An 18,987-nucleotide genomic window follows, 5' to 3' on the forward strand; every position below is an offset into this window, starting at 1 on the left:
GGCGCCTGAGCCAGGACGGGCGCTGGCTGGTTGGGCGCTTCGGCGCAATCCGCTTCGGCTTAGAACTACAGTCGGAGGCAGACGGAATAGCAACTCACCTTCAGCTCGTCTTGTTTGCGAGCAGGTGTTTTCCGGCGGCGATCTCGGACTGACGGTCCTTATACTGAAGTCGACTCCTTGTCATCGACAGCGAGTCGGTCCGCAGAGCCCCCAACTTTCCTTCGGGACGGTGAAGACGCAGGATCCGAATCCTTTCCCGGGACTGGGCAGCGTGTGGATAAACCCTCCGGTAATTTTGGGTCAGGCGCGCACGCGGACCGCGGTACGCACGTCCTGCGCGTTGGCCTGGCCCGTCTGCAGATGTTGACGCAGTTCCCGAAACACCGGGGCTTGGCCTTTGGGATCCTCGATCGTGAGCAACACCGCGAATGGAACCCCCTCTGCTGGGAAGCGGGTTTCGGCCCGCACGAGGCTGGTAACCTCGAGCCGCCACTGTGAGGAGGCGCCAAGCTCGCTGAACGTTGAGAGATATTGTTTCGACGGCCACCATTTCAGCCCGTGGTCAATCAGAGCCTTCTCGGGGACCGCGAGATGAGCCGACTTTGGATAATAGAGCGGGTCGATCTGATTGAGGAAACGGGGGCTACCATCCTTGCTGGGCTCGGTCTGCAACTGTTTGAGCGACGCCTCGAGGTTTACCCGCACAAACTCAGCGCCGAACGCGGGGTCGAGAGGTGGAGCGTAGACGAGCGTGATGCGCGCACGCCCCGAGCATTTGCCCTCGCTGTCCGCCATGCTTGCCGGCCACGCGAAGGGAAAGCGCAGGATGACCGGCTTGCGCTCGCCGATGCTCAGCCGGCTCTGGAACAGCAAGGTGATCTGGTGATCGCCAGTCTCGAGCATGTCGACGACAGAAGCCGGCTGGCCGAACCCCGCGAATTGCCGCGCGAGATCCTTCAGGCTTCGCCGTCTGAGGGGTTCGGGGAGGGTTGAATGGTGCAGCAGCATCGCGCGCAATGCCTCGACGTTGAGTCCGCCGTTAGTTGCTGCATCGAGGCCGGCCAGAGTCCGGGAGACGAGAGGCGCTGCGAAGCTTGTGCCGACCACATCCTGCCGCCGACCCTCGACGTCAATTGAGGAGAGGCCCGTCGAGGCGCCCGGAGCCGTGACGCCCGCGCCGCCATAGGCAACGACGTCAGGCTTCACGCCGACCTGCAATCCGGGTCCCCGGGTTGTGTACACGGTGGGCGCGCCTTCGAGATGCGCAGTCTGCGGCGGATTGATCGCGCCGACCGAAATAGCGCGCACGCTTTCGGAAGGCTTGTAGATCGTATCTGATGTGGTCCGCGACGAGAAATACCGCACGGTCTCGCCGGGCTTTTTCGACCAGGGCGCGCGGGCCTGAGCACGGGCGAGATTGCCGACGGTGTTGACGAAGATAACGCCGTACGCGTCGGCGATCTGATCGAGCCGCGAAGCGTAGATGCTGTACCGGTACCGCTCGACATCGGACACTGCATTGATCGACAGATTGAAGATGCGCACGCCGTGTTCGCGTTGGCCTTCGGAAACCGCCTGTTCGACCTCCTCGAGAAAATCGACGAACCCGCGATAGCGCGCGGAGAACGGCCCAGAGGGAAACAGCGGCACGTCGAAGATTCTGCAACCGTCCGGATCGGCCACGACTGAGGCCGGATTGGTGAGGCGCGGGACGCTCACGAGGCCGGCGACGGCGGTGCCGTGAACGGCGTCGAACTCGCCCGGGGCGAGATAGTCAAACCGTCCCGCGACCCAGTCGTCGAGCGCGGCCGCCACCCCGGAGTCGATCACGCCGACAATCGGATAGGTTGCGTCCGCGACCGGCCCGGGGATCGCGATCGGATACGGGGTCAGGTCGAGACCGAGGTCCGAGGGTGGCGGGGTCTGCTCGTCCTCGATCTGAAGGAGAATCGGCGGCAGGACTGCGCGCACCAGCGGATGGGCTTGGAGCGCGTTAAGCGCGGCCTCATGCCGGTCCGGGCTTCGATCCACGCTCGTAGCTGGCAGGGCCGGTGCGATCTCCCCGCCGACGGGGCTGGAGCGGTTGTCGATGAGCGCCGGCTGGCCGTCGGTCGTGAGCTGAAGCTCAAGAACAGGCGTGCGCCCGATCGAGCGCTGGATGAACGCGCGCGCGCCAGGTCCAAGGCCGATCAGCATTCCCTCAAAACTTCTCAGCAGAGCGCCCCGGCCGATCGGATCGTCGGCGATCACCGGGTCGGCAGGCGCGTGGAACAGCTCGATCTGATAGCCCGAAACCGCGCGGGGATCGTTGAGCGCGGCGAGCGCAGCCGATACCGAGAAGCTGCGCTTGCGCTCGGGCGGGGCGATCTCGAGCGATTCGATCGCACCCACCTCGGCGCGTGCCGCCGTCGGAGCCTTGTAGGGCGCGCCGTCTGCCTGCCGGTATTTGGTCTCGACGACGAGCTCGGCGGCCTCGATCCGGGCGCGCAGCGCCGGCAAGTAGATGAGCGGCGCCTCGAAATAGAGCGTGCCGACGCCCTCGGCCCCGACGCACGGAAACTGGTCACGTTTGAAGAGCCACCAGACCGGGCGGTAGGATTTTGCCAGGGCCTCGCTGCGCATCTGTACCCTTAGATAGGCAAGCGGACCGTATGGGCTCGCCCGCAACTGCGCGATGATCGCGTCCACTGCGTCCAGCAGCGACGCCCTGTGGGCGGCAAAGGCCGCGTCTGCCTTCTCGAAAAAATCCTTGTTGCGCGGGGGCTGCGCCGGTTCCGGGGCCTGATGAAAGTCCCGATCGTTGAGGATGATCTGGACCGGGTTGTTAGCCATGGGCTTGGTCCATCAGCGCGGCATGCTTGCGCGATCGCTTGAGATCGCTGATGCGCGACTGGCCATAACCCGTCGCCTCACCAATCTCGGTCTGCTTCAGCCCCAGGTCGGCATCATTGGCGATCAGGCTGACAAAGGCTTCGGGATCGAAGGCAAGTATCCGCGCCGGGCGACCGCCCTGGGCAGGCGCCCTGGCCAGCACCGCGCCGAGCGCGCGAAACAGTCCGGGGCCGTCATGCGACTCGCCGCTTAACGCCAGGTGTCGCTTCACGGTCGCGCAAAGCCGCTCGATATCCGCGCCGGAACTGCCATCCAGGCAGTAAGAAAAGATTCGTATCGTCGACAGCTCGGCCTGGACCGGCTGCAGGAAGCGGGGCAATCATTCGCTCGCGTGCCACGGCCTCGGGTTCGCCGACATGCACCTGCGTTTCGAAGCGTCGCCAGACAGCCGGATCGAGCAGCCGGTCATGGTTTGTGATCGCGATCGTGATTCCCCGCTCACGGCGGCGGTCGAGATTTTGCAGCAGCGAATTCACTACCCTTTTGATCTCTCCGATCTCCTGCGCGTCATCGCGCAGCTTCGCGAGCGCATCGAACTCGTCGAGGAGCAGGATGCAGGCGTAGCGGTTGGCGAAATCGAAGAGATTGGCGATATTGCGCGCGGTCGTCCCCAGAAAGGACGAGATCAGCCCGTCAATTCGAGCCGTCACGAGCGGCAACTGCAGGCGCGCCGCGATATAATGCGCCGTCACGGTCTTGCCCGATCCGGGCGGCCCGAAGATGAGCAGCGAACGCGTCGGCTCGACGCCGACCTCGCGCAGGGCGGCTTCGTTGCTCCATTCCTGCAAGAGCCCCTCGACAGTCGAGCCGATCGCATCACCGTAGATCGGGACAACGAGGTCCGGACTGCCGAAGCTGATCGAGCAGAGCACCGCGCCCGTTTCCCGGTCGATCGGCGGGCTGACGTCGCGGGTCAGTGTCTCGCCAGACACCATCGCTCGCGAGACTTCTACCCGACTTGGCGCCAGATCCTGCGCCTCAAACTCTAGACGTTCGAGCCGGCGGAGCGCCGCAGCCTCCTTGACCGCACCGCCCTTCTCCAGCCGCTCACGGAGCCGCGAAACCTGCCGCTCGAGCCCTTCACGGTCACCGCTACGCGCTGCCCGCACGATGCTCTGTACGACCGCGAAATGTTCCATAAGCCGAAATCCCAATACCAACTCGATTTCCGGCGTTGATATCGCTCTGTCGACGATTCAGCAAGTTTTAATGAGGGGTGTATCGGCGTTTCGGCGCCCTGAATCGGCATTAGGCCGAATCGAATCGGTGAAAAGCTCATCAGAATCTGGGAAAAAGCGCCGATGTCATTCAGCGGGAGGTCACATGGACGCGTAGTTTCTCCTCAGGCCGACAAGGTGCTTCAGCAGGCTTATCCCCGATGCACAGAAAACCCTCCTCAGACCGTCGACGCCGCCGGGACAGATGGAGGTCTGGATTGGGCGCGACCGCATCGTCTGCAACTGATGCTGTGGACGGCTCTCCACCCCCTCCTGCGGTATAGTCCGCGGGGTTGAGCTGGAAGGAGAGCCACAATGGACAAGGTTGCGACGATCGGTCTAGATATCGCGAAGTTGGTGTTCCAGGTGCATGGAGTTGCTGCGGATGGCGAGGTTCTGATCCGCCGCCGGCTGACACGGGCGAGGATGCTGCCATTCTTTGCGAAGCTGCCGCCGTGTCTTGTCGGCATCGAGGCCTGCAACAACTCACATTACTGGGCACGCGAGCTGACCGCGCTAGGTCACGATTTGAAGCTGATGCCGGCACAGTATGTGAAGCCCTACGTCAAGCGCGGGAAGAACGACGCTGCCGATGCCGAGGCGATCTGCGAGGCAGTGACGCGCCCGACAATGCGTTTCGTCGCGGTGAAGAGCCCTGAGCAGCAGAGCTTGATGATGTTGCACCGGGTGCGGCTGATGCTGAACCGGCGGCGTACGCAGATCTCGAACGCGATCCGCGCTCACATCTCTGAGTTCGGCGGGGTTGCTCCAGTCGGCAGGCTCGGCGTCGACCGCCTACTCCAGGTGGTTGCCGATGCCGGCGACGATCGCATCCCGGAGGATGCACGCCTTTGTCTGCAGATGCTGGCAGCGCAGCTCGAAGTCGTGAAGCAGCAGATCCTTGAGAACGACCGTCGCGTGCTCGCGAGTGCGCGGCGGACCTAGCTCGGAGGTAGGCTGATGGATATCCCCGGTGTCGGACCGCTGGCGCCGGATGCGAACAAAACGGACGAGACCGGCATGAATTCTGCGATTGAGGAGATGAACGAGACAACGGACGCGCCAGCGGACGCTGCGCCGCTGCCCGAGCAGCTCGACCAGTTACTCCGCAGCGACGACGGTCGCGGCGCGCCGCAGCGAACCGCTAGCGCCGCGGCCGCCAGCCAGCGGCTTCAGCCTCGCTGGCTGAGCAGAACCACCGCTCGCCTTCCCCAAGGTTGATGCGCACTTGATCATAGCCCTGTGCGCTCGGCAGATGATAGATTCGGGCGCCGGATGTGGCGATATTGCCCTTGATCGGACAATCTGCGCGCGGCGGCACTTGTGGCGGCAGCGCCTGGCGCTTGCTTGCGCGATAGGCTTCGGGCGGCTCGAAACCGGTCCGCCACAAGCCGAGCTGCGCGGCGCGCGCCGTCGCTTCTTCGCGCACATAAGCCTCGCTGTAGCGGCGATAGGCGATCGCCCACCCTTGGGCCACCATCGCCGCGTTCAGATCGCGCTTGCCGACGCGGCAGGTTCCGAGCGGCCGGTCATAGCGGTCGCGCTCGCGCCAGTTGCAGGTGACCCGGTTGCCAGCGGTCAGACGGCGCAGGGCCTCGCTCGCCTCGATGTCACACGGCGTGCGTGCCGGCCCGCAGCGCTGCCCGTGCTCCGGCGCGTCAATGCCAAATAGCCTTACGCGCTCGCCTGCGATCACCAACGTGTCGCCATCGCTGACTTTCGCAACACCGGTCACCTGCTGCGAACCGCTCTGCGCGGGCGTTGGAGCGCACGAGCCCAGCAGCAGGCTGGCAATTGCCAGCGCGGGCGGGCGCCCGCCACTCACCGCTGTGCAAAGTCGAGCATGCGCAGGAATGCGACGAGCTGCCGCACTTCTTCATCGCTAAGCGCGCTGGGCAGCGGCTCGCGCGAAGCCGGCCCCATTCGCGCATACAGATCGGCCCGCGCACGCGCGCTCATTTTGGCCGGGTCGACCAGGCGCAAGGGGTCGAAATGGGCGACGATCGCATCCTCAAGCCGCACCACCGAACCCGAGTGCGAATAGGGCGCGGTCTTGGACACATTGTAGAGCGGCGGGGTGCGGAACAGGAAGCGGTCCTTGGGATCGAGCGTCGCATTATAGCGTCCTTCATCGACCCCGAATCCATTCTTGCCGAAGCCTGCTTGCGGAAAGGCAACCGCATGGAAGCCAAGATCGCTGAAATAGGGGCCGCCGTGGCAGGCCGAGCAGCGGCCGCGGCCATAGAAGAGCAGCCCGCCAGCCAACTCGTCCTTGGAGATCGCGCCCTGTTCGAACACGAAACGCTCGAGTTTCGTCGGGCGAATGCGAAATTCGTCGCGGATGAACGCAGCGAGCGCATCGACGACCTCGCCGAAGGTCAGGTGTTCAGGTGCCACGCCATAGGCTGCGGCGAGTTTGGGTCCGATCGTTCGATCGCCAGCAAAGCGCCGCGCGAGCTCGGCCTGGAGACGATGCGCGCCAGCCACATCTTCCTGGACCAGGCGCTCGTGGATGTCGGGCGTGTCGATCACCATCTCGCGAATTTCCACCGACGGGAGATGCGCTGCCACGATCAGTGGGTCGCGTGATGGCGGCTTGTCGCCGAACTGGCTGATGATGCGCTCGCCATCCAGGCGGACGCGGCCGTCCCAGAACAGCGTGTCAAAGCCCTTGCCGCCTCGGCCCCAGAAGGGGAGCACGTTGCGGGGAAGGATTTTGCCGCCGCTATGCATGCGTTCGCGGCCGATGCCCTTGGCGCCGGCGCCGAACGCATTGGGAAGCCCGTCGGTCGAGCCGAACTCGTCGCGGTGACAGTCGCGGCAGCTGATATCGCCATTGAGACTCATGATCGTCGAATCGAAAATCAACGCGCCGACCTCGCGGCGGGCCTGCTCGACCGGAATCCTCAGCTCGCTAGCGCGAACGAAGCCATTGGCGAGCGCCACGCGGCGCAAGGTCGCGAGCCGCATCGCCTCGCGCACCGGATCGGCTGGCGGCGAACTGCGGCTCGGCGTCTGTTGTGCATCGTCCTGGCGCCCGCATGCGGCAAGCACCGCAGCCGTTAACAGGAGCGCGGCGAGTGCGAGGCAGCAACTAGAAACGAATTTCATGCGTGCTCACTACCTCGTCGAGATCATCGGCGCGCGCTTCAATCGCCTTGAGCCGCATCTGGCCGAGCTCGGTCTCGCGCAATCCCCATTGCATCAGCCGCTTCTGGTACAGGTCATAGTCCTGGCAGATGATGAGCCCGACCTCGCTTGCCTGCAGCGCCATCCCGCTCGCGCGCGAAGGCGCCTCGGCAGCCTGCGCCTTGGCCTGATAATGGTCGCGCATCGCGCCATCGCATTGCTCGACCAGCACGCCATAGCGGGTCTGGTTGAGGGCCATGACCGCTTCGCGCCAAAGCGGCAACGCCACCCAGGCGCCCATGACCCCGGCGACCAGCGCGACGCCATGCGTGAGGAACCTATTGCGCGGCAATGCCAAGCGCATCGAGCGTCTCGGGGGTAATCGTGCCAGTCACGTCAAGGCCGTTATCGGTCTGGAAGCGCGTGAGTGCGGCGCGCGTCTCGCGCCCGACCAGGCCGTCGATTGCACCGCGATAATAACTGCGCGCCAGCAATGCGATCTGCACCTGGCGCACCACCGAGCTGATTTGCGCGCTGCTCGGCGCCACCGCGCGTGGCGCGGTCTCGGGCGAAGCGGGCAGGATCGACTGGCGTGGCGTGCTGCGCTCGTTGCGCGACGGCGCGGGCGCAGGGGCGGGCGTCGCGCGCGGGCGACGGGGCGGCGGCGGCGTATAAGCGGGGGCACGGGGGCGGCCTGTCGAGCCCGAGCGATGGCTGCTGTGGGAGGAATGGCTCGAATGCGAGCGGTGCTGCGCGAGCAGGAACCGATGTTCAAGCGTGAAACGCTTGACCAGCGCGTCGTCGGGATCGGGCGGCGCAGCGCCGCTACCCATGCCGCTTGTATCCGCCTGGGCCGGCGAAACGGGGACGATGCCGGCCATCACCAGCGTTGAGATGAGGAAGCGTCCCTTCTTCATAGCGGCGTGACCTCCTCAACGAGTATATCGGGATGCCATTCGAAAAAGCCCGAACAGTCCGGCTTCGCGCTGCAGCCGTCGCAGGCTTTGGCGAACCGCTGCTTCCAGTCCGAAATCGAGGCGACCGCGAGATGGCGATAGGCGGGCGGCACTTGGCAAAGCGGCATGTTGAACAGCCGCACCGGTACCCCGTGCAGGATCGCCCGGTCGATCGCAGCAGCCAGGGGCGCAAAGCCCGTGCGCAGATCAACCTGCAGTGCATCCCATCGCTGGCGCGCAAAGCCGATATTTTCGAGCCCCATGATCGACCATTGCTCGATATGGGCGAGGTTGAGCGTGACCGCGCGTGCAAGCGAAAGCAAGCCCGGCAGCGTGTCGCGGGTCACGACCGTGCGCAGCTCGATCCGCGCGCCGGCGCGCAGCAGATGCACGAGCGATTGTTCGAGCCGGTCATATGCACCCTGCTTGCCGACGATCGAGTCATGATCGTAAGGCTGAGCGGCATAAAGCGGGATGCCCCAGGTGACGCCGCGATAGACGGGCGAGCGCAGCCGTTCGACATGAGCTTGCGTAAAATGCTGGCCATTGCTGAGGATATGAAACTGAACATCGTCGCGCGCGGCGCGCACGGTTTCGACCAACGCGAGCAACTGCGGGAGATACAGCGTCGGTTCGCCCCCGCTGATCCCGATCGTCATCCCGTGCGGGGCAAGCAGGCACGCCTGGGTCAGCAGATCGAAGCGATCGACATGGGTTTTTCTGGGTGGCTGCGAACACATCACGCAAAGCTGGTCGCAGCGCTCGGTCACGAGCAGCGTATTGTGCCGCGAGGTCGCGCGGATGAGCCGCTCGACGCGGCGCGCGGCAGGATCGACCAGCACGATGTCGCCCAGTAGCGCCGCGCGCGGGTGCGCGATCTCCATCAAGCCGTTGGCGCCACACCACAGGCTGTGTTCGGCGCTGCTCGACAGGCAAAAGCTGTCGGTCGTGCGGTCCGATCGCGTGGCCGCAAGCCGCGTTACGAACGGCGCGCGTGCGTCGCTTTGCGCCGGCAGCGCGAGCGCGATCATGCCGGGTGTCCAAGCGTTAGATCATCGCCGGGCAGGCCCAGCCAGCGCCGCAGCGAATATTGCACGACCGGGTCGGTGTCATGGATGAGCTCGAACGCGAGGTCGAACAAATCGAGGTGGCGGCGGCAAAAGTCGGTATCGGGCCGCGGCAGGGCTATCGTACCGTAGCGTGACAGATCGTCGAAGATGTCGCGCCCGCAAAAAGGCTGGTAGACGCAGTGTTCGCAATCGGGATTGTCGGCATTGGTCGCGGCGGCCTCGAGGGCAGCGCGTGCCGGCGTGTCCCAATTCGCCGCGGTGCCGATCGCCAGATCGATCACCCCCGCCCGCGTCAGCATGCGCGCCTCGTCGGAGGGATAGGCCAGTCCATCATGGTCGATCACGATATAGTCGCGGCCCATTGGGTTCGGGCTGCGCAGATCGACGTGCCGATCCTCACCTGGCCGGAAGATGCGGCGCAACAGCAAGCTAAAATAACTTTCTTCAATCAGCTGGCTACGGTCCGCCCAGTTGCGCTCGATCAGGTGGCGGATGAACGCTGTATGATAGTCTCGCCACGCCGCGCCGACTTCGATCGCGCGCGGATGGCGCTTGCGCGCGAAACCCTGATAATTGATCGGGCGGAGATAGATCGAGGTGAACCCGCGCGCCACGAACGCCTCGACCAGTGTTTCGATCACAGGTGGCGCCACCGGATCGACTGTCGGCAGCGCCGAGACCTTGCCCGGTCCGTAGCGGCGCAGCACCAGGTCGAGATTGGCGAGAAACGGGGTGATCGCATCCCTCTCGCCATGCCGCTGCCGCGCGTGCACATCGGCTGCGCCGTCGAGCGACGTGCTGATCTGGACATCAGGCCGGTCGAACAGCGCGAGCAGATCCGCGTCCAGCCGCTGCAGATTGGTGCAGATGACGAAACTGGCCTCGACCCCGTCCGGCACTGCGTTCATGACGGCGCGAATGAGATCGGGGCGAAGCGTCGGCTCGCCTCCCTGAAACTCGATCTTGACCGTTGGTGCTTCGAGTCCGCGCACAAGCGTGAGCACCTGCGCGAGTGTATCGGGCGTCCAGTCATGGCCGCTCGCATCGAGCGCGGCGCGCGACACCTGGCAATAGCTGCAGCTCAGATTGCAGCGCAGCGTCGGCACCAGGATGAGATAGTCGAGCGGTCCAGCCGCGCATTGCCGTCGTTGCGCCGCGAACCGCGCGGCAAGCTGTTCAAGCTGTGAACGGGGCCAAAGGCCATGCGCCTCGAGTAGCACTTTGTCGGCTGCACTCGGCCGACGGTCGCGCAGCCGCTTGGCAAAGTCAGGCGCGCCGAGCAGGAAGCGCCCGGCGCGATCGGTCACCAGCGAACAGCCGTTCAGCGCGCGCTGGCGCAGCGGAGGTACCGCCTCGCCGTCGTGCACATGATGCGATTGCTCCTCAACCAACGTCGCCATCGCCGCAGCCCCCCTTGCACCACCCGTGCAGCCTACGCTGACTTACGCGCTATTGGAAAGAACCGACTGCTTTTGGCGCGCTATCATGTCGGCGTATCGCGAGGCAAAGATCGAACGGTCGGGAATTGCATCCGTTTCGGAGAGATTGTGTCGAAAACTGCTCACGCTTCGCGGCGGCGGAATCGCGAGCGGTCGTCAACGAGTGCTTGTTTCTGTCAGCGTCACGACGCGGTTCGAGCGGAGCCCCCGGGGCTGGGTCGGCCGCGGGGCGGGCGTGACCAAGGGATGCACCAAACCGGTAGCTGTTTCGGGCACGCATGATTTGCGCTGGCAGGACTTTGCAGACCTCGGCACAGAACGCGGACGCTTGCCCTATCTGTACTTGCCGGAAGTCCGGGCCCGCCGCGATGGCACAATTCAGGATGCGAACGGGAACGGCGGCTCTCCAGTGTTGGCCACCCGGAACCTGACCGTCTCTTCATGGCCCAATTTCGGTCACGTCTATGGAACGCGGGGACCAGCGGAGCGCGCACTGGCGGCGCCTTTGGCGCCACCAGGGTTCGCATTCCTTTTTGTTGCCGCGTGGCACGCTCGCGCGGCCGGAGGTCAGGACGGCGGCTGGCCCACAGGCCCGCGCGCACGCCGTCCTGCCGGCCGGCCTTTCGCGAGAGTGCGCTTTTTGTTGGCCTGCGACGGGGATCAGGTGATGTCGGCGCCTGTTTCGAGATCTCGAGGCGCCTGATCCCAGTGGGCATTCGCTCAGCCACCGCTGGTCGCGAAACCGATGCTCGTGGGTACGCGTAAACATTAGGGCGCTTTGGGGGTAGATGGGTGCCGATAAGCTGTATGAAATCCGTACCTTAATCCTAACACTGGAGGGGTATCTTGTTAGCAATAGCCACGCTGTTATCTAACGGGGACGGGCGTACCCATGTCTGCATTGGCCGATGGGATCATGAAGCGCATCCGCGACAACGAACGCGGCTGAGTGTTCACGCCGAGGCACTTCCTCGACTTTAGCAGCCGCGGCGCGGTCGATATGGCACTCTTCCGCCTCATTCAGGCCGATGCGATACGGTGCATCGGCAGGGGCATCGACGACTATCCCGCGTGCACGACAACGACGCCGGGTGATTCCACACTCCTCGAAAGCCAAGCCAGAGGCCGCGAAATCGGCTCAGCTTAGCGCCGCGCTCGTTGCTCTGAGGATGGGCTATTCCACCTCGACCGCTGTTCGCTCCGCACGCGTCCCCGCTCTTGGAGGCACTTCCTTGGCCCGGCGAACGGCCTGACGCCATCAACCCGTAAAGGGTCCGCTATGCTGTGCATGCGGCCGCTTGCCTGCGGTTGCGCGGTGATTGCGGCCGTGCGCCGGACACTTCGGGCGCCTGTCGAGCGGGGACGGTCCTCGCTCCGAGACAGGAGCTTCGAAATGCCGCTGAACCTCGCCCAAAGAAACGCCTGGAGCCTCGCGCGGACCCTCATGACCATCGTCGTGGTTTTCCGGATCGACGGCGGCAAGTTCGGCGTCGCCGAAGCCCAAGAGTTCGACGGTGACCCATCGCTGATCGTCCGCGAATACGATCCCTTCGCGCGCTGATCATGCACTGATGGCGTGGCCGGGCGTCCGTTTCCCGGCGATGCGGCTTCATGGACAAGGGCCCGCGCGGCGGTGCGCGAAATCATCATTTCGTGCCGCAGTATTATCTGAAGGGCTTTGCGACGCCGCGCTCGAAGGACGGCTGGCTGTCCGTGTTCGATCTCAAGGAACAGAAGTCCTTCAAGACCTGGCCGCGCAACGTGGCGGCCCGCCGGGACTATCACCGCGTCGATATCGAGCGCGTCGATCCGAATATCGTCGAGACGCAGCTGGCGAACCGCGCAGTCATCCATTCGGCACTGGCGTCCGCTGATCGCTCGGTCCCCCTGCCATTGGCGCCGCCGGCCGGGCGGAGCGCCTTGGCCTCAACTGTCAGGACCTGAGCGCCGGGCGAGGGCAATTTGGCATATGCCTCATCGCTCTAGACACCGAAGAGATTGTCGACGCGGCGGTTGGCGGGTGTCCGCTGCCCATCGGATCGGCACTTCGAGGGCTGGTTTGTCGTGGGGCACCGAAATGCGCGGCGGAGCTTAGACCGTGAGGGGGCCTCTCGTTACAGGCGGTTTCTCCGGGGGGTTCGGACCCATGCCGGCGTGGGATCACAAGGCGGCCCCTCCCTTGCCGACGGCCGTGATGTGCGTGGGTTCGCCACGTTCGTCCAGTGCTGCCAGGCCGCCCCTGTGGCCTCGTTGATGGCTGTCTGGCCGGGCGACGGCTGCGCCTCGCCTGACTAGCCGCAACTGCGTCTCCAAACTTTCTTCCCCTGGGCTGTGCCCATTCCTCGCGAGACAAGAAAGCCCGTTTCCTCAGTCCTTCGCTTCGCTTCGGGCAAAGCTGCGGCGTCATGCGCACCCGGCCCTTGGACGCCATCGAGGCCGCATGGGGCGGTCCCGAAAATCAAGGACTAGTACCATGGCGAATATCGGCAACTTCAAGAAGGTCGGCGAAGAGTTTCAGGGCTCGATCGTGACCCTCAGCGTCCAGGCAAAGGGCGTCCGCATCGTTCCGGAGGACAATCGCGCCAACGAGAACGCACCCACCCACCGGGTCTATGTCGGCCGCGCGGAAATCGGCGCCGCCTGGGCCAAGACTTCCGCCGAGCAGCGCGACTATCTCTCGGTCAAGCTCGACGATCCCAGCTTCACCCAGCCCATCTTCGCGAACCTCTTCGAGGACGAAGGCGGTGAGGCCCACAGCCTGATCTGGTCGCGCCCTCGGCGCTCCAGCAACGACTGATCGAGGCCAAGGCGCCCCGCCGGACCGGCGGGGCGCCTTTCGCTTGTCTGGGATTCGCTGGTGGTTTTCGGCGTTGGCCGCTTCGGGGGAGAAGGGCTCGACGTCGCCGGGCCTTCGACCGGCTGACGCAAAATGGCGGGCTGGCGTCGGGAATAGCCCCGAGCCGGAGCCTGCACCGTCGCCATCCGCCCGCCTCTGCCGGCGCATCCCGCCGAACGGTTCGCGAAGCATGATCGCGCCGATTTCGCGCAGGAATTCCTGCGGCGAAACCTCCGCTATCGCGCGACCTGGACGGCCTCGCGCGATGCGTTGTCGGCTGGAACAGCGGGAATTGTACAGGACCAAGCGCGGCGCTGGGGCCTGACCACATTGTTCGATCCTGCCCGTTCCGTGCGGTCCACGCCGGCGATCTGGCGCGCCGACTGCACCTCGCAAATCGTCTCGCTTGCGCAGGTGCCTGGCGATTTCCCCGGCGCCGCGCCGCTCCCCGATGCCGCGCCATTGGCCGAGTTTCATGACGGCTACACGCGTCAGCTCGTGCTCGACATGGCCGACGTGCGGCATCGGTTACACGTCTGCGCGGCAGAGGAGAGGGCGCCGCTTGCGATCCTTTTGCCGCCGCTTTGCGATCCGCTGGGCGCCGCCTCATGCGAGGCCGTGCGCCGCATGTTCGCGGGCTTGAGCCTCGCCGAGCCGGCGCAGGCGATGCGGCCGAGCGCCTTGCAGCGCCAGCGGCTGGCGTTGCTCCTGTGCGTCCTCGACGCGTCGCTGGCGGGCGCCAGCAACCGCGAGATCGGCATTCGCATCGTCTATCCCTGGCTTGCCGGAACCGATGCACTTTCGTGGAAAGCGACGAGCGAACGCCGGCGTGTGCAGCGGCTCGTCGCGGAGGCCCGCGACATTGCCGCGTCGGGTTATCGCGCGCTGCTCAAAGCCTAGGGGCGACATTTTCCGGGAGGCGCTTTTGGCCGCTCCCTCGGCCCCACCATCTGCCGCCATTGGATGCCCGTGATTGGAACGGGCCCTCAGCACTTGCCGGGCCAACGCCCGGAGAGCCTGAATGAACACCCAGCCCGCACAGCGCCTGCTGCGAACACCCGATGCCGCGCTGCTCGTCGGCCTGTCGGCGCGCACGCTTGAGAAGCATCGCTGCTACGGAACCGGACCCGCCTATCGCAAGCTCGGCGGGCGCGTCGTCTATTCGGTCGAGGACCTGCTGAGCTGGGCCGATCAGGGCGTTCGCCGCTCGACCTCGGACACCACCGCCGGCACCGTCCACCCCGCCAAGCGCATCGATACGAGCGTGCTCGACCAGAAGGGCGCGGTGCGGCGATGAGCGCGGCCACCGTCTCCGCGCCGCCGCGCGTCGCTATCCCTGCGGAAGCACAACGCTCTCCCTTTTCGGGGACAACCACGGTCGAGCTGACATGGGTCGAGCAAGCCACCGAGCGCTGGATCCGCTTCGGTGTTCCGGTGCTTGACCAGGTTGTCGATCGGCGCCGCCGCCTGCTTTCGTTCGCCGCGGACAACGTTTTCGCGTTCGTCCGCTGGGCGTCCAACGACTATGGGACCTTGCTGTCGCGGCTCGATATCGTCCGAACGGTCGGCCCCGGCGAAGCCTATTCGACCTTGCCGTGCGTCTCTCCCGGCGGCGAACTGCTCCTTCACCTCGGCGGCTGGCCGAAGGTGCGTGCGTGCCTGGAATTGATCGACGAAATCGAGGATCTTGGTGTCGATCCGTGCGCTGTCGCGCCCGATTATTGGCGGCACGCGCATAATCGCCTGATCGCGGGCCACACGCCCCGCGCCTATTCGCTGGCGCGTCATCGCGCCTGGCTGCTTCGCCGTGAGCTCACGGCATGACTCGCTTTGGTATCATGCTCACCGGCTATTGCGCGATCGCCGCGGTCGTCCTCCCGGCGTTCCTTCGCCCGGCACCGCGCCTCGTCTGGAACGCCAGCGCCAGTGTGCCGATCGGCCTCTATTCGACGCGGCCTGCGGCCAGCGCCAGACTTGGCGATCTGGTCGCGGCGTATGCGCCTGCGCCGGTCGCGCGGCTGATGGCGGAACGCCATTATCTGCCCCTGCGCGTGCCCATGCTGAAGCATGTCGCAGCGGTCGCCGGGCAGACGGTTTGCCGCTCCGGCCTTACCATTCTGATCGACGGTAAACGGATCGCCGAGGCACGGCCGCGCGACCGCATCGGCCGTCCGCTGCCGAGCTGGAGCGGCTGCCGGCTGCTGCGCACTTGCGAGGTTTTCCTCCTCAATCCCGCGTCCAACGCCAGCTTCGACGGACGATATTTCGGACCGGTGCCAGCGCGCGGAATTGTCGCAGTGCTCGATCCACTTTGGCTTCCCGGCGGCGGCGCAGCCGCCTCGGCAAGCGCGTCCGATGGACGCGAAATCTCCCCTGAACCGAGCACTCACGGAGGCTTTCATGATCAACATCGGTGAATTTCACGAGCGCGGCGACGGCTTTGCCGGGCGCCTCGAAACCTTCACGATCGGGGCGGCTTTGACAATCGTTCCCGCCACGCGGGGCGACATCAGGAATGCGCCCGACTACCGCGTTCATGTCGGTGAGAATGGCGACGGACCCGAGGTCGGCGCGGGCTGGAAGCGCACCGGCGAGAAGGCCGGAGCTTATGTCGCGATCGTCATCGACGATCCCGCTTTCCCCCGCCCGATCCGCGCCAATCTGTTCCGTCCTTCGATCGAAGGGCAGCCGCATCTGCTCTTCTGGCAGCGCAATCAGCGCCGCCGCGAAACCGAGCAGCAATAATGCGTCGTGCGATCGGCCATCGACAGCAGCGCTTTCTGGCTGTGCTGGCATGCCTCGGCGCTGCCCTGGCGGGCGGGCACGCACGTCCCGCTGCGGCGGCCTGTTCGTCGGGGATGGCTCTCGACGCGCCGATCGCACGCGCTTCCCAACGCTTTGTCTTGCCCGATACCCTCATTCGCGCGGTGATCGCGGTCGAAAGCGGCGGCGCAGTCTTCGCGGTCTCGCCCAAAGGCGCGATGGGATTGATGCAGCTGATGCCTGGAACCTGGGCCGAGCTGCGCCAGCGCTATGGACTCGGCGCCGATCCGTTCGACCCATGCGACAACATCTTTGCCGGCACCGCTTATCTTCGCGAACTGCTCGACCGCTACGGCGATCCCGGCTTTCTCGCGGCGTATAATGCAGGGCCGGGGCGGTACGAAGCCTATCTCGGCGGCCGTCCGCTGCCGCCCGAAACCATCGCCTATGTCGCCACATTATCGGGGCGGATGATGGGCGGGACGGCTCCAGTTCCCGTTCGCGCATTGCCAGATCCCGACGCGTGGCGGCGCGGAGACCTGTTCGTTCGCGCGCCCAAACCTGCAGCGGAATCGTCGGATCAACCAAGCGAAACTTCGTCTCCCGAACCGCAGCGGAAGCCCGACTTACGTCCGTCCGAGCTGCCGCGAAATTCCATCTTCGTGCCTCGGACAGGAGTTCCGAAATGACCCGCTGGTTTGCGGCCATCTATGTCCTTGGTCAGTTCAGGAAAGGGGCCGAGGGAAGCAGTCGGAAGGCAGCAGGTAAGGGTAGCTGGGGATGGCGAGATAAAAGCGCCGCCGTCGGCTGGGGCGCATGTGGTTGTTCCTGTTGCAGAATTTGCGCCGTCGCCTGCCACCTGCTGCCGTCGCCTCCTCGATTTTTTCTTGGAAAATCAGAGCTTGAGGCGCTGGCAGCCTCGCCGGGAGTGCACTCGTGACCGACGAGGACGACTTTCGGGTCAAACCCGGAAAGGGACGAAGCCGGGGGTCGGGCAGCGTCAAACCGCAGAGCCTGGCCGCGCAGGTCAGGCGCGCGGCCGCCCGTGCCGGCTTCGCGCGGCGGTCGGCGCGTCGTGGCGCCGGCACCGGACGACTGGGGCGCGGCCGTTCGGCTGCGCTCACCGGGCGCCGTTCAGCCATGTCGCGCCGGGTGGTGATCAAGGCACGGGTCGTGCGGCACGCGGGGCCGCGATACCGCTCGGCGCCGCTTGCCCGGCACATCGCCTATCTCGAGCGCGACGGCGTGACACGCGACGGCCGCGATGCGTCGATGTTCGACGCGCGGTCCGACCAGGCGAGCGGCGACGCGTTCGCCGGGCGCTGCACCGACGATCGGCACCATTTCCGCTTCATCGTCTCGCCCGAGGATGCCGGCGAGCTTGCCGAGCTGAAGGCGTTCACGCGCGAACTGATGGACGACGTCTCGAAGGATCTCGGCACGCGGCTCGACTGGGTCGCGGTCGATCATTGGAACACCGACAATCCGCACGTCCATGTCCTGGTTCGCGGCGTTGCCGAAGACGGCACCGACCTGGTGATCGACCGCGACTATATTTCCCATGGGATGCGCGATCGCGCCGAAGCTCGCGTGACGCTCGAGCTCGGTCCCCGCAGCACGCGCGAAATCGACCAGGCCCTGGCGCGCGAAGTCGAGGCCGACCGCTGGACCAGCCTCGATCGCTCGTTGCGCGCGCGCGCCGGCGAGGATGGGATCGTCAACCTGCGGCCAGAGGCGGGAGCTACCCCTGACCGCCGCACGCAACTTTTGACTGGCCGCGCCCAGAAGCTGGAGCGGCTCGGTGTCGCCGCGCCTGCAGGACCCGCGTGCTGGATTCTCAAGCCGGATATCGAGTCGAGGCTGCGCGAGCTCGGCGACCGCGGCGACATCATCAAGACGATGCACCGCGCGATGCGCGAAGCCGGGCACGCAATCGGCGAGGGGCGGCTCGCAATCCATCCGTCCGGCGACAACGCTCCGGTAATCGGTCGGCTGGTCGCGCGCGGGCTGCAGGACGAGCTGACGGGCACCGCCTATGCGATCGTCGACGGGGTCGATGGCCGACATCACCATCTGCGCCTCGGCGACCTCGAGCTCACCGGCGACGCCGCTCCCGGCGCCATCGTCGAACTCCGCAGTTGGCAGGACCGCGGCGGTGCAAAGCGCAGCGCGCTTGCGGTGCGCAGCGACTTGCCTCTCGACCAGCAGGTCACCGCGCGCGGTGCGACCTGGCTCGATCGCCAGCTGCTGGCCCGCGACTTTGCGCCCGCCAACCAGGGCTTCGGGGCCGAGGTGCGCCAGGCGATGGCGGCGCGCGAAGAGCATTTGATCGCCGAGGGTTTGGCATCCCGGCGCGACGGCCGCGCAGCCCTTGCCCCGAACCTGGTCGATACGCTGCGCGCAGCCGATCTGCGCGAAGCGGCTGCGCGGATCGCGCAGCGCACCGGGCTCACCCCCTACGAACCCATGCCGGGATCGGCCGTGGCCGGCACGTACCGGGAAAGAGTGACGCTCGCCTCGGGCCGCTTTGCAATGATCGACGACGGGCTCGGCTTTCAGCTCGTGCCCTGGCGTCCCGCGCTTGATCGCCAGCTCGGCCAGAGCGTGACCGGCACCATGGCCGCGGGCGGCGGCATCGACTGGACCTTCGGCCGCAGCCGCGGCCTTGGCCTATAGGAGACCCCG

The 18,987-nt window shown here is 65.7% G+C and carries 20 protein-coding genes and 1 pseudogene; 12 read left to right on the forward strand and 9 right to left on the reverse strand.

All coding sequences use genetic code 11. The annotated features are described in order from the left end of the window. Nucleotides 1-300: 300 nt before the first annotated feature. Genes FPZ54_RS13960 through FPZ54_RS13965 form a run of 3 tightly spaced genes read right to left on the reverse strand, consistent with a single transcriptional unit; the run spans nucleotide 301 to nucleotide 4,031 of the window. The gene (locus FPZ54_RS13960; RefSeq protein ID WP_145848150.1) at nucleotides 301-2,832 is read right to left on the reverse strand and encodes a S8 family peptidase; all 2,532 of its coding nucleotides are present in this window, start codon (nucleotides 2,830-2,832) and stop codon (nucleotides 301-303) included. Continuing rightward, nucleotides 2,825-3,103 carry a hypothetical protein gene (locus tag FPZ54_RS20060; protein WP_222428314.1) on the reverse strand — a complete coding sequence of 93 codons (279 nt, stop codon included), beginning with the start codon at nucleotides 3,101-3,103 and terminating at the stop codon, nucleotides 2,825-2,827. The genes FPZ54_RS13960 and FPZ54_RS20060 overlap by 8 nt, the downstream gene beginning before the upstream one ends. Then, nucleotides 3,066-4,031, reverse strand: coding sequence for an AAA family ATPase (locus FPZ54_RS13965; RefSeq protein WP_222428315.1), 966 nt, complete (start codon nucleotides 4,029-4,031; stop codon nucleotides 3,066-3,068). Before FPZ54_RS13965 ends, FPZ54_RS20060 begins: the two co-directional genes overlap by 38 nt. Nucleotides 4,032-4,424: 393 nt before the next feature. On the opposite strand from FPZ54_RS13965, the gene FPZ54_RS13970 reads away from it, so the two are divergent. Next, nucleotides 4,425-5,054 carry an IS110 family RNA-guided transposase gene (locus FPZ54_RS13970; RefSeq protein WP_222428316.1) on the forward strand — a complete coding sequence of 210 codons (630 nt, stop codon included), beginning with the start codon at nucleotides 4,425-4,427 and terminating at the stop codon, nucleotides 5,052-5,054. Between the two features lie 199 nt (nucleotides 5,055-5,253). Here the strand turns inward: FPZ54_RS13970 and FPZ54_RS13975 are convergent, their stop codons facing one another. The 6 genes from FPZ54_RS13975 to FPZ54_RS14000 form a co-directional block, all read right to left on the reverse strand. Continuing rightward, complete coding sequence (locus FPZ54_RS13975) at nucleotides 5,254-5,844, reverse strand: thermonuclease family protein (RefSeq protein WP_222428317.1); 591 nt, start codon at nucleotides 5,842-5,844, stop codon at nucleotides 5,254-5,256. An 86-nt stretch (nucleotides 5,845-5,930) separates the two neighbouring features. Then, nucleotides 5,931-7,220, reverse strand: coding sequence for a His-Xaa-Ser system-associated MauG-like protein (locus tag FPZ54_RS13980; protein WP_222428318.1), 1,290 nt, complete (start codon nucleotides 7,218-7,220; stop codon nucleotides 5,931-5,933). Continuing rightward, the gene (locus tag FPZ54_RS13985; RefSeq protein ID WP_145848152.1) at nucleotides 7,204-7,602 is read right to left on the reverse strand and encodes a TIGR03982 family His-Xaa-Ser system protein; all 399 of its coding nucleotides are present in this window, start codon (nucleotides 7,600-7,602) and stop codon (nucleotides 7,204-7,206) included. Before FPZ54_RS13985 ends, FPZ54_RS13980 begins: the two co-directional genes overlap by 17 nt. After that, on the reverse strand, nucleotides 7,577-8,155 hold the full coding sequence (gene hxsA, locus FPZ54_RS13990; protein ID WP_145848154.1) for a His-Xaa-Ser repeat protein HxsA: 579 nt from the start codon (nucleotides 8,153-8,155) through the stop codon (nucleotides 7,577-7,579). The genes FPZ54_RS13985 and hxsA overlap by 26 nt, the downstream gene beginning before the upstream one ends. Further along, the gene (hxsC, locus tag FPZ54_RS13995; RefSeq protein WP_145848155.1) at nucleotides 8,152-9,225 is read right to left on the reverse strand and encodes a His-Xaa-Ser system radical SAM maturase HxsC; all 1,074 of its coding nucleotides are present in this window, start codon (nucleotides 9,223-9,225) and stop codon (nucleotides 8,152-8,154) included. Before hxsC ends, hxsA begins: the two co-directional genes overlap by 4 nt. Next, complete coding sequence (locus tag FPZ54_RS14000; RefSeq protein ID WP_145848157.1) at nucleotides 9,222-10,664, reverse strand: radical SAM protein; 1,443 nt, start codon at nucleotides 10,662-10,664, stop codon at nucleotides 9,222-9,224. The genes hxsC and FPZ54_RS14000 overlap by 4 nt, the downstream gene beginning before the upstream one ends. Before the next feature lie 1,432 nt (nucleotides 10,665-12,096). On the opposite strand from FPZ54_RS14000, the gene FPZ54_RS19925 reads away from it, so the two are divergent. From FPZ54_RS19925 to FPZ54_RS14045, 11 genes and pseudogenes are all read left to right on the forward strand, one after another. After that, the gene (locus tag FPZ54_RS19925) at nucleotides 12,097-12,264 is read left to right on the forward strand and encodes a hypothetical protein (RefSeq protein ID WP_186456777.1); all 168 of its coding nucleotides are present in this window, start codon (nucleotides 12,097-12,099) and stop codon (nucleotides 12,262-12,264) included. Between the two features lie 50 nt (nucleotides 12,265-12,314). Then, a complete protein-coding gene (locus FPZ54_RS14005; protein WP_145848159.1) occupies nucleotides 12,315-12,647 on the forward strand; it encodes a DUF4238 domain-containing protein in 333 nt (110 codons plus the stop codon). A 529-nt stretch (nucleotides 12,648-13,176) separates the two neighbouring features. Next, nucleotides 13,177-13,500 (forward strand): DUF736 domain-containing protein, encoded by a 324-nt coding sequence (locus FPZ54_RS14010; protein WP_145848161.1) that lies wholly within the window; start codon nucleotides 13,177-13,179, stop codon nucleotides 13,498-13,500. A 195-nt stretch (nucleotides 13,501-13,695) separates the two neighbouring features. Further along, nucleotides 13,696-13,851, forward strand: a pseudogene (locus tag FPZ54_RS20360) (transcriptional regulator domain-containing protein); the annotation flags it as partial. An 18-nt stretch (nucleotides 13,852-13,869) separates the two neighbouring features. Continuing rightward, on the forward strand, nucleotides 13,870-14,439 hold the full coding sequence (locus tag FPZ54_RS14015) for a DNA -binding domain-containing protein (RefSeq protein WP_145848163.1): 570 nt from the start codon (nucleotides 13,870-13,872) through the stop codon (nucleotides 14,437-14,439). A 121-nt stretch (nucleotides 14,440-14,560) separates the two neighbouring features. After that, complete coding sequence (locus tag FPZ54_RS14020) at nucleotides 14,561-14,836, forward strand: helix-turn-helix transcriptional regulator (protein ID WP_145848165.1); 276 nt, start codon at nucleotides 14,561-14,563, stop codon at nucleotides 14,834-14,836. Continuing rightward, nucleotides 14,833-15,363 carry a DUF2840 domain-containing protein gene (locus tag FPZ54_RS14025; RefSeq protein WP_145848167.1) on the forward strand — a complete coding sequence of 177 codons (531 nt, stop codon included), beginning with the start codon at nucleotides 14,833-14,835 and terminating at the stop codon, nucleotides 15,361-15,363. The genes FPZ54_RS14020 and FPZ54_RS14025 overlap by 4 nt, the downstream gene beginning before the upstream one ends. Then, complete coding sequence (locus FPZ54_RS14030; protein ID WP_145848169.1) at nucleotides 15,360-15,956, forward strand: S26 family signal peptidase; 597 nt, start codon at nucleotides 15,360-15,362, stop codon at nucleotides 15,954-15,956. Before FPZ54_RS14025 ends, FPZ54_RS14030 begins: the two co-directional genes overlap by 4 nt. Next, complete coding sequence (locus FPZ54_RS14035; protein WP_145848171.1) at nucleotides 15,940-16,284, forward strand: DUF736 domain-containing protein; 345 nt, start codon at nucleotides 15,940-15,942, stop codon at nucleotides 16,282-16,284. The genes FPZ54_RS14030 and FPZ54_RS14035 overlap by 17 nt, the downstream gene beginning before the upstream one ends. After that, nucleotides 16,284-16,991 carry a lytic transglycosylase domain-containing protein gene (locus FPZ54_RS14040; RefSeq protein WP_145848173.1) on the forward strand — a complete coding sequence of 236 codons (708 nt, stop codon included), beginning with the start codon at nucleotides 16,284-16,286 and terminating at the stop codon, nucleotides 16,989-16,991. Before FPZ54_RS14035 ends, FPZ54_RS14040 begins: the two co-directional genes overlap by 1 nt. A 247-nt stretch (nucleotides 16,992-17,238) precedes the next feature. Further along, nucleotides 17,239-18,978 (forward strand): relaxase/mobilization nuclease domain-containing protein, encoded by a 1,740-nt coding sequence (locus tag FPZ54_RS14045; RefSeq protein ID WP_145848175.1) that lies wholly within the window; start codon nucleotides 17,239-17,241, stop codon nucleotides 18,976-18,978. The last annotated feature ends 9 nt before the right edge of the window (nucleotides 18,979-18,987 follow it).

Source organism: Sphingomonas suaedae (genome assembly GCF_007833215.1).
Taxonomy (GTDB): domain Bacteria; phylum Pseudomonadota; class Alphaproteobacteria; order Sphingomonadales; family Sphingomonadaceae; genus Sphingomonas; species Sphingomonas suaedae.

Excerpts from the sequence above, each read along its gene's own strand:
- FPZ54_RS13960 (WP_145848150.1), bottom strand. The coding sequence starts at position 2,832 with ATGGCTAACAACCCGGTCCAGATCATCCTCAACGATCGGGACTTTCAT.
- FPZ54_RS13965 (WP_222428315.1), bottom strand. The coding sequence starts at position 4,031 with ATGGAACATTTCGCGGTCGTACAGAGCATCGTGCGGGCAGCGCGTAGC.
- FPZ54_RS13970 (WP_222428316.1), top strand. The coding sequence starts at position 4,425 with ATGGACAAGGTTGCGACGATCGGTCTAGATATCGCGAAGTTGGTGTTC.
- FPZ54_RS13980 (WP_222428318.1), bottom strand. The coding sequence starts at position 7,220 with ATGAAATTCGTTTCTAGTTGCTGCCTCGCACTCGCCGCGCTCCTGTTA.
- FPZ54_RS13985 (WP_145848152.1), bottom strand. The coding sequence starts at position 7,602 with ATGCGCTTGGCATTGCCGCGCAATAGGTTCCTCACGCATGGCGTCGCG.
- hxsA (WP_145848154.1), bottom strand. The coding sequence starts at position 8,155 with ATGAAGAAGGGACGCTTCCTCATCTCAACGCTGGTGATGGCCGGCATC.
- hxsC (WP_145848155.1), bottom strand. The coding sequence starts at position 9,225 with ATGATCGCGCTCGCGCTGCCGGCGCAAAGCGACGCACGCGCGCCGTTC.
- FPZ54_RS14000 (WP_145848157.1), bottom strand. The coding sequence starts at position 10,664 with ATGGCGACGTTGGTTGAGGAGCAATCGCATCATGTGCACGACGGCGAG.
- FPZ54_RS19925 (WP_186456777.1), top strand. The coding sequence starts at position 12,097 with ATGCCGCTGAACCTCGCCCAAAGAAACGCCTGGAGCCTCGCGCGGACC.
- FPZ54_RS14005 (WP_145848159.1), top strand. The coding sequence starts at position 12,315 with ATGGACAAGGGCCCGCGCGGCGGTGCGCGAAATCATCATTTCGTGCCG.
- FPZ54_RS14010 (WP_145848161.1), top strand. The coding sequence starts at position 13,177 with ATGGCGAATATCGGCAACTTCAAGAAGGTCGGCGAAGAGTTTCAGGGC.
- FPZ54_RS14020 (WP_145848165.1), top strand. The coding sequence starts at position 14,561 with ATGAACACCCAGCCCGCACAGCGCCTGCTGCGAACACCCGATGCCGCG.
- FPZ54_RS14025 (WP_145848167.1), top strand. The coding sequence starts at position 14,833 with ATGAGCGCGGCCACCGTCTCCGCGCCGCCGCGCGTCGCTATCCCTGCG.
- FPZ54_RS14030 (WP_145848169.1), top strand. The coding sequence starts at position 15,360 with ATGACTCGCTTTGGTATCATGCTCACCGGCTATTGCGCGATCGCCGCG.
- FPZ54_RS14035 (WP_145848171.1), top strand. The coding sequence starts at position 15,940 with ATGATCAACATCGGTGAATTTCACGAGCGCGGCGACGGCTTTGCCGGG.
- FPZ54_RS14040 (WP_145848173.1), top strand. The coding sequence starts at position 16,284 with ATGCGTCGTGCGATCGGCCATCGACAGCAGCGCTTTCTGGCTGTGCTG.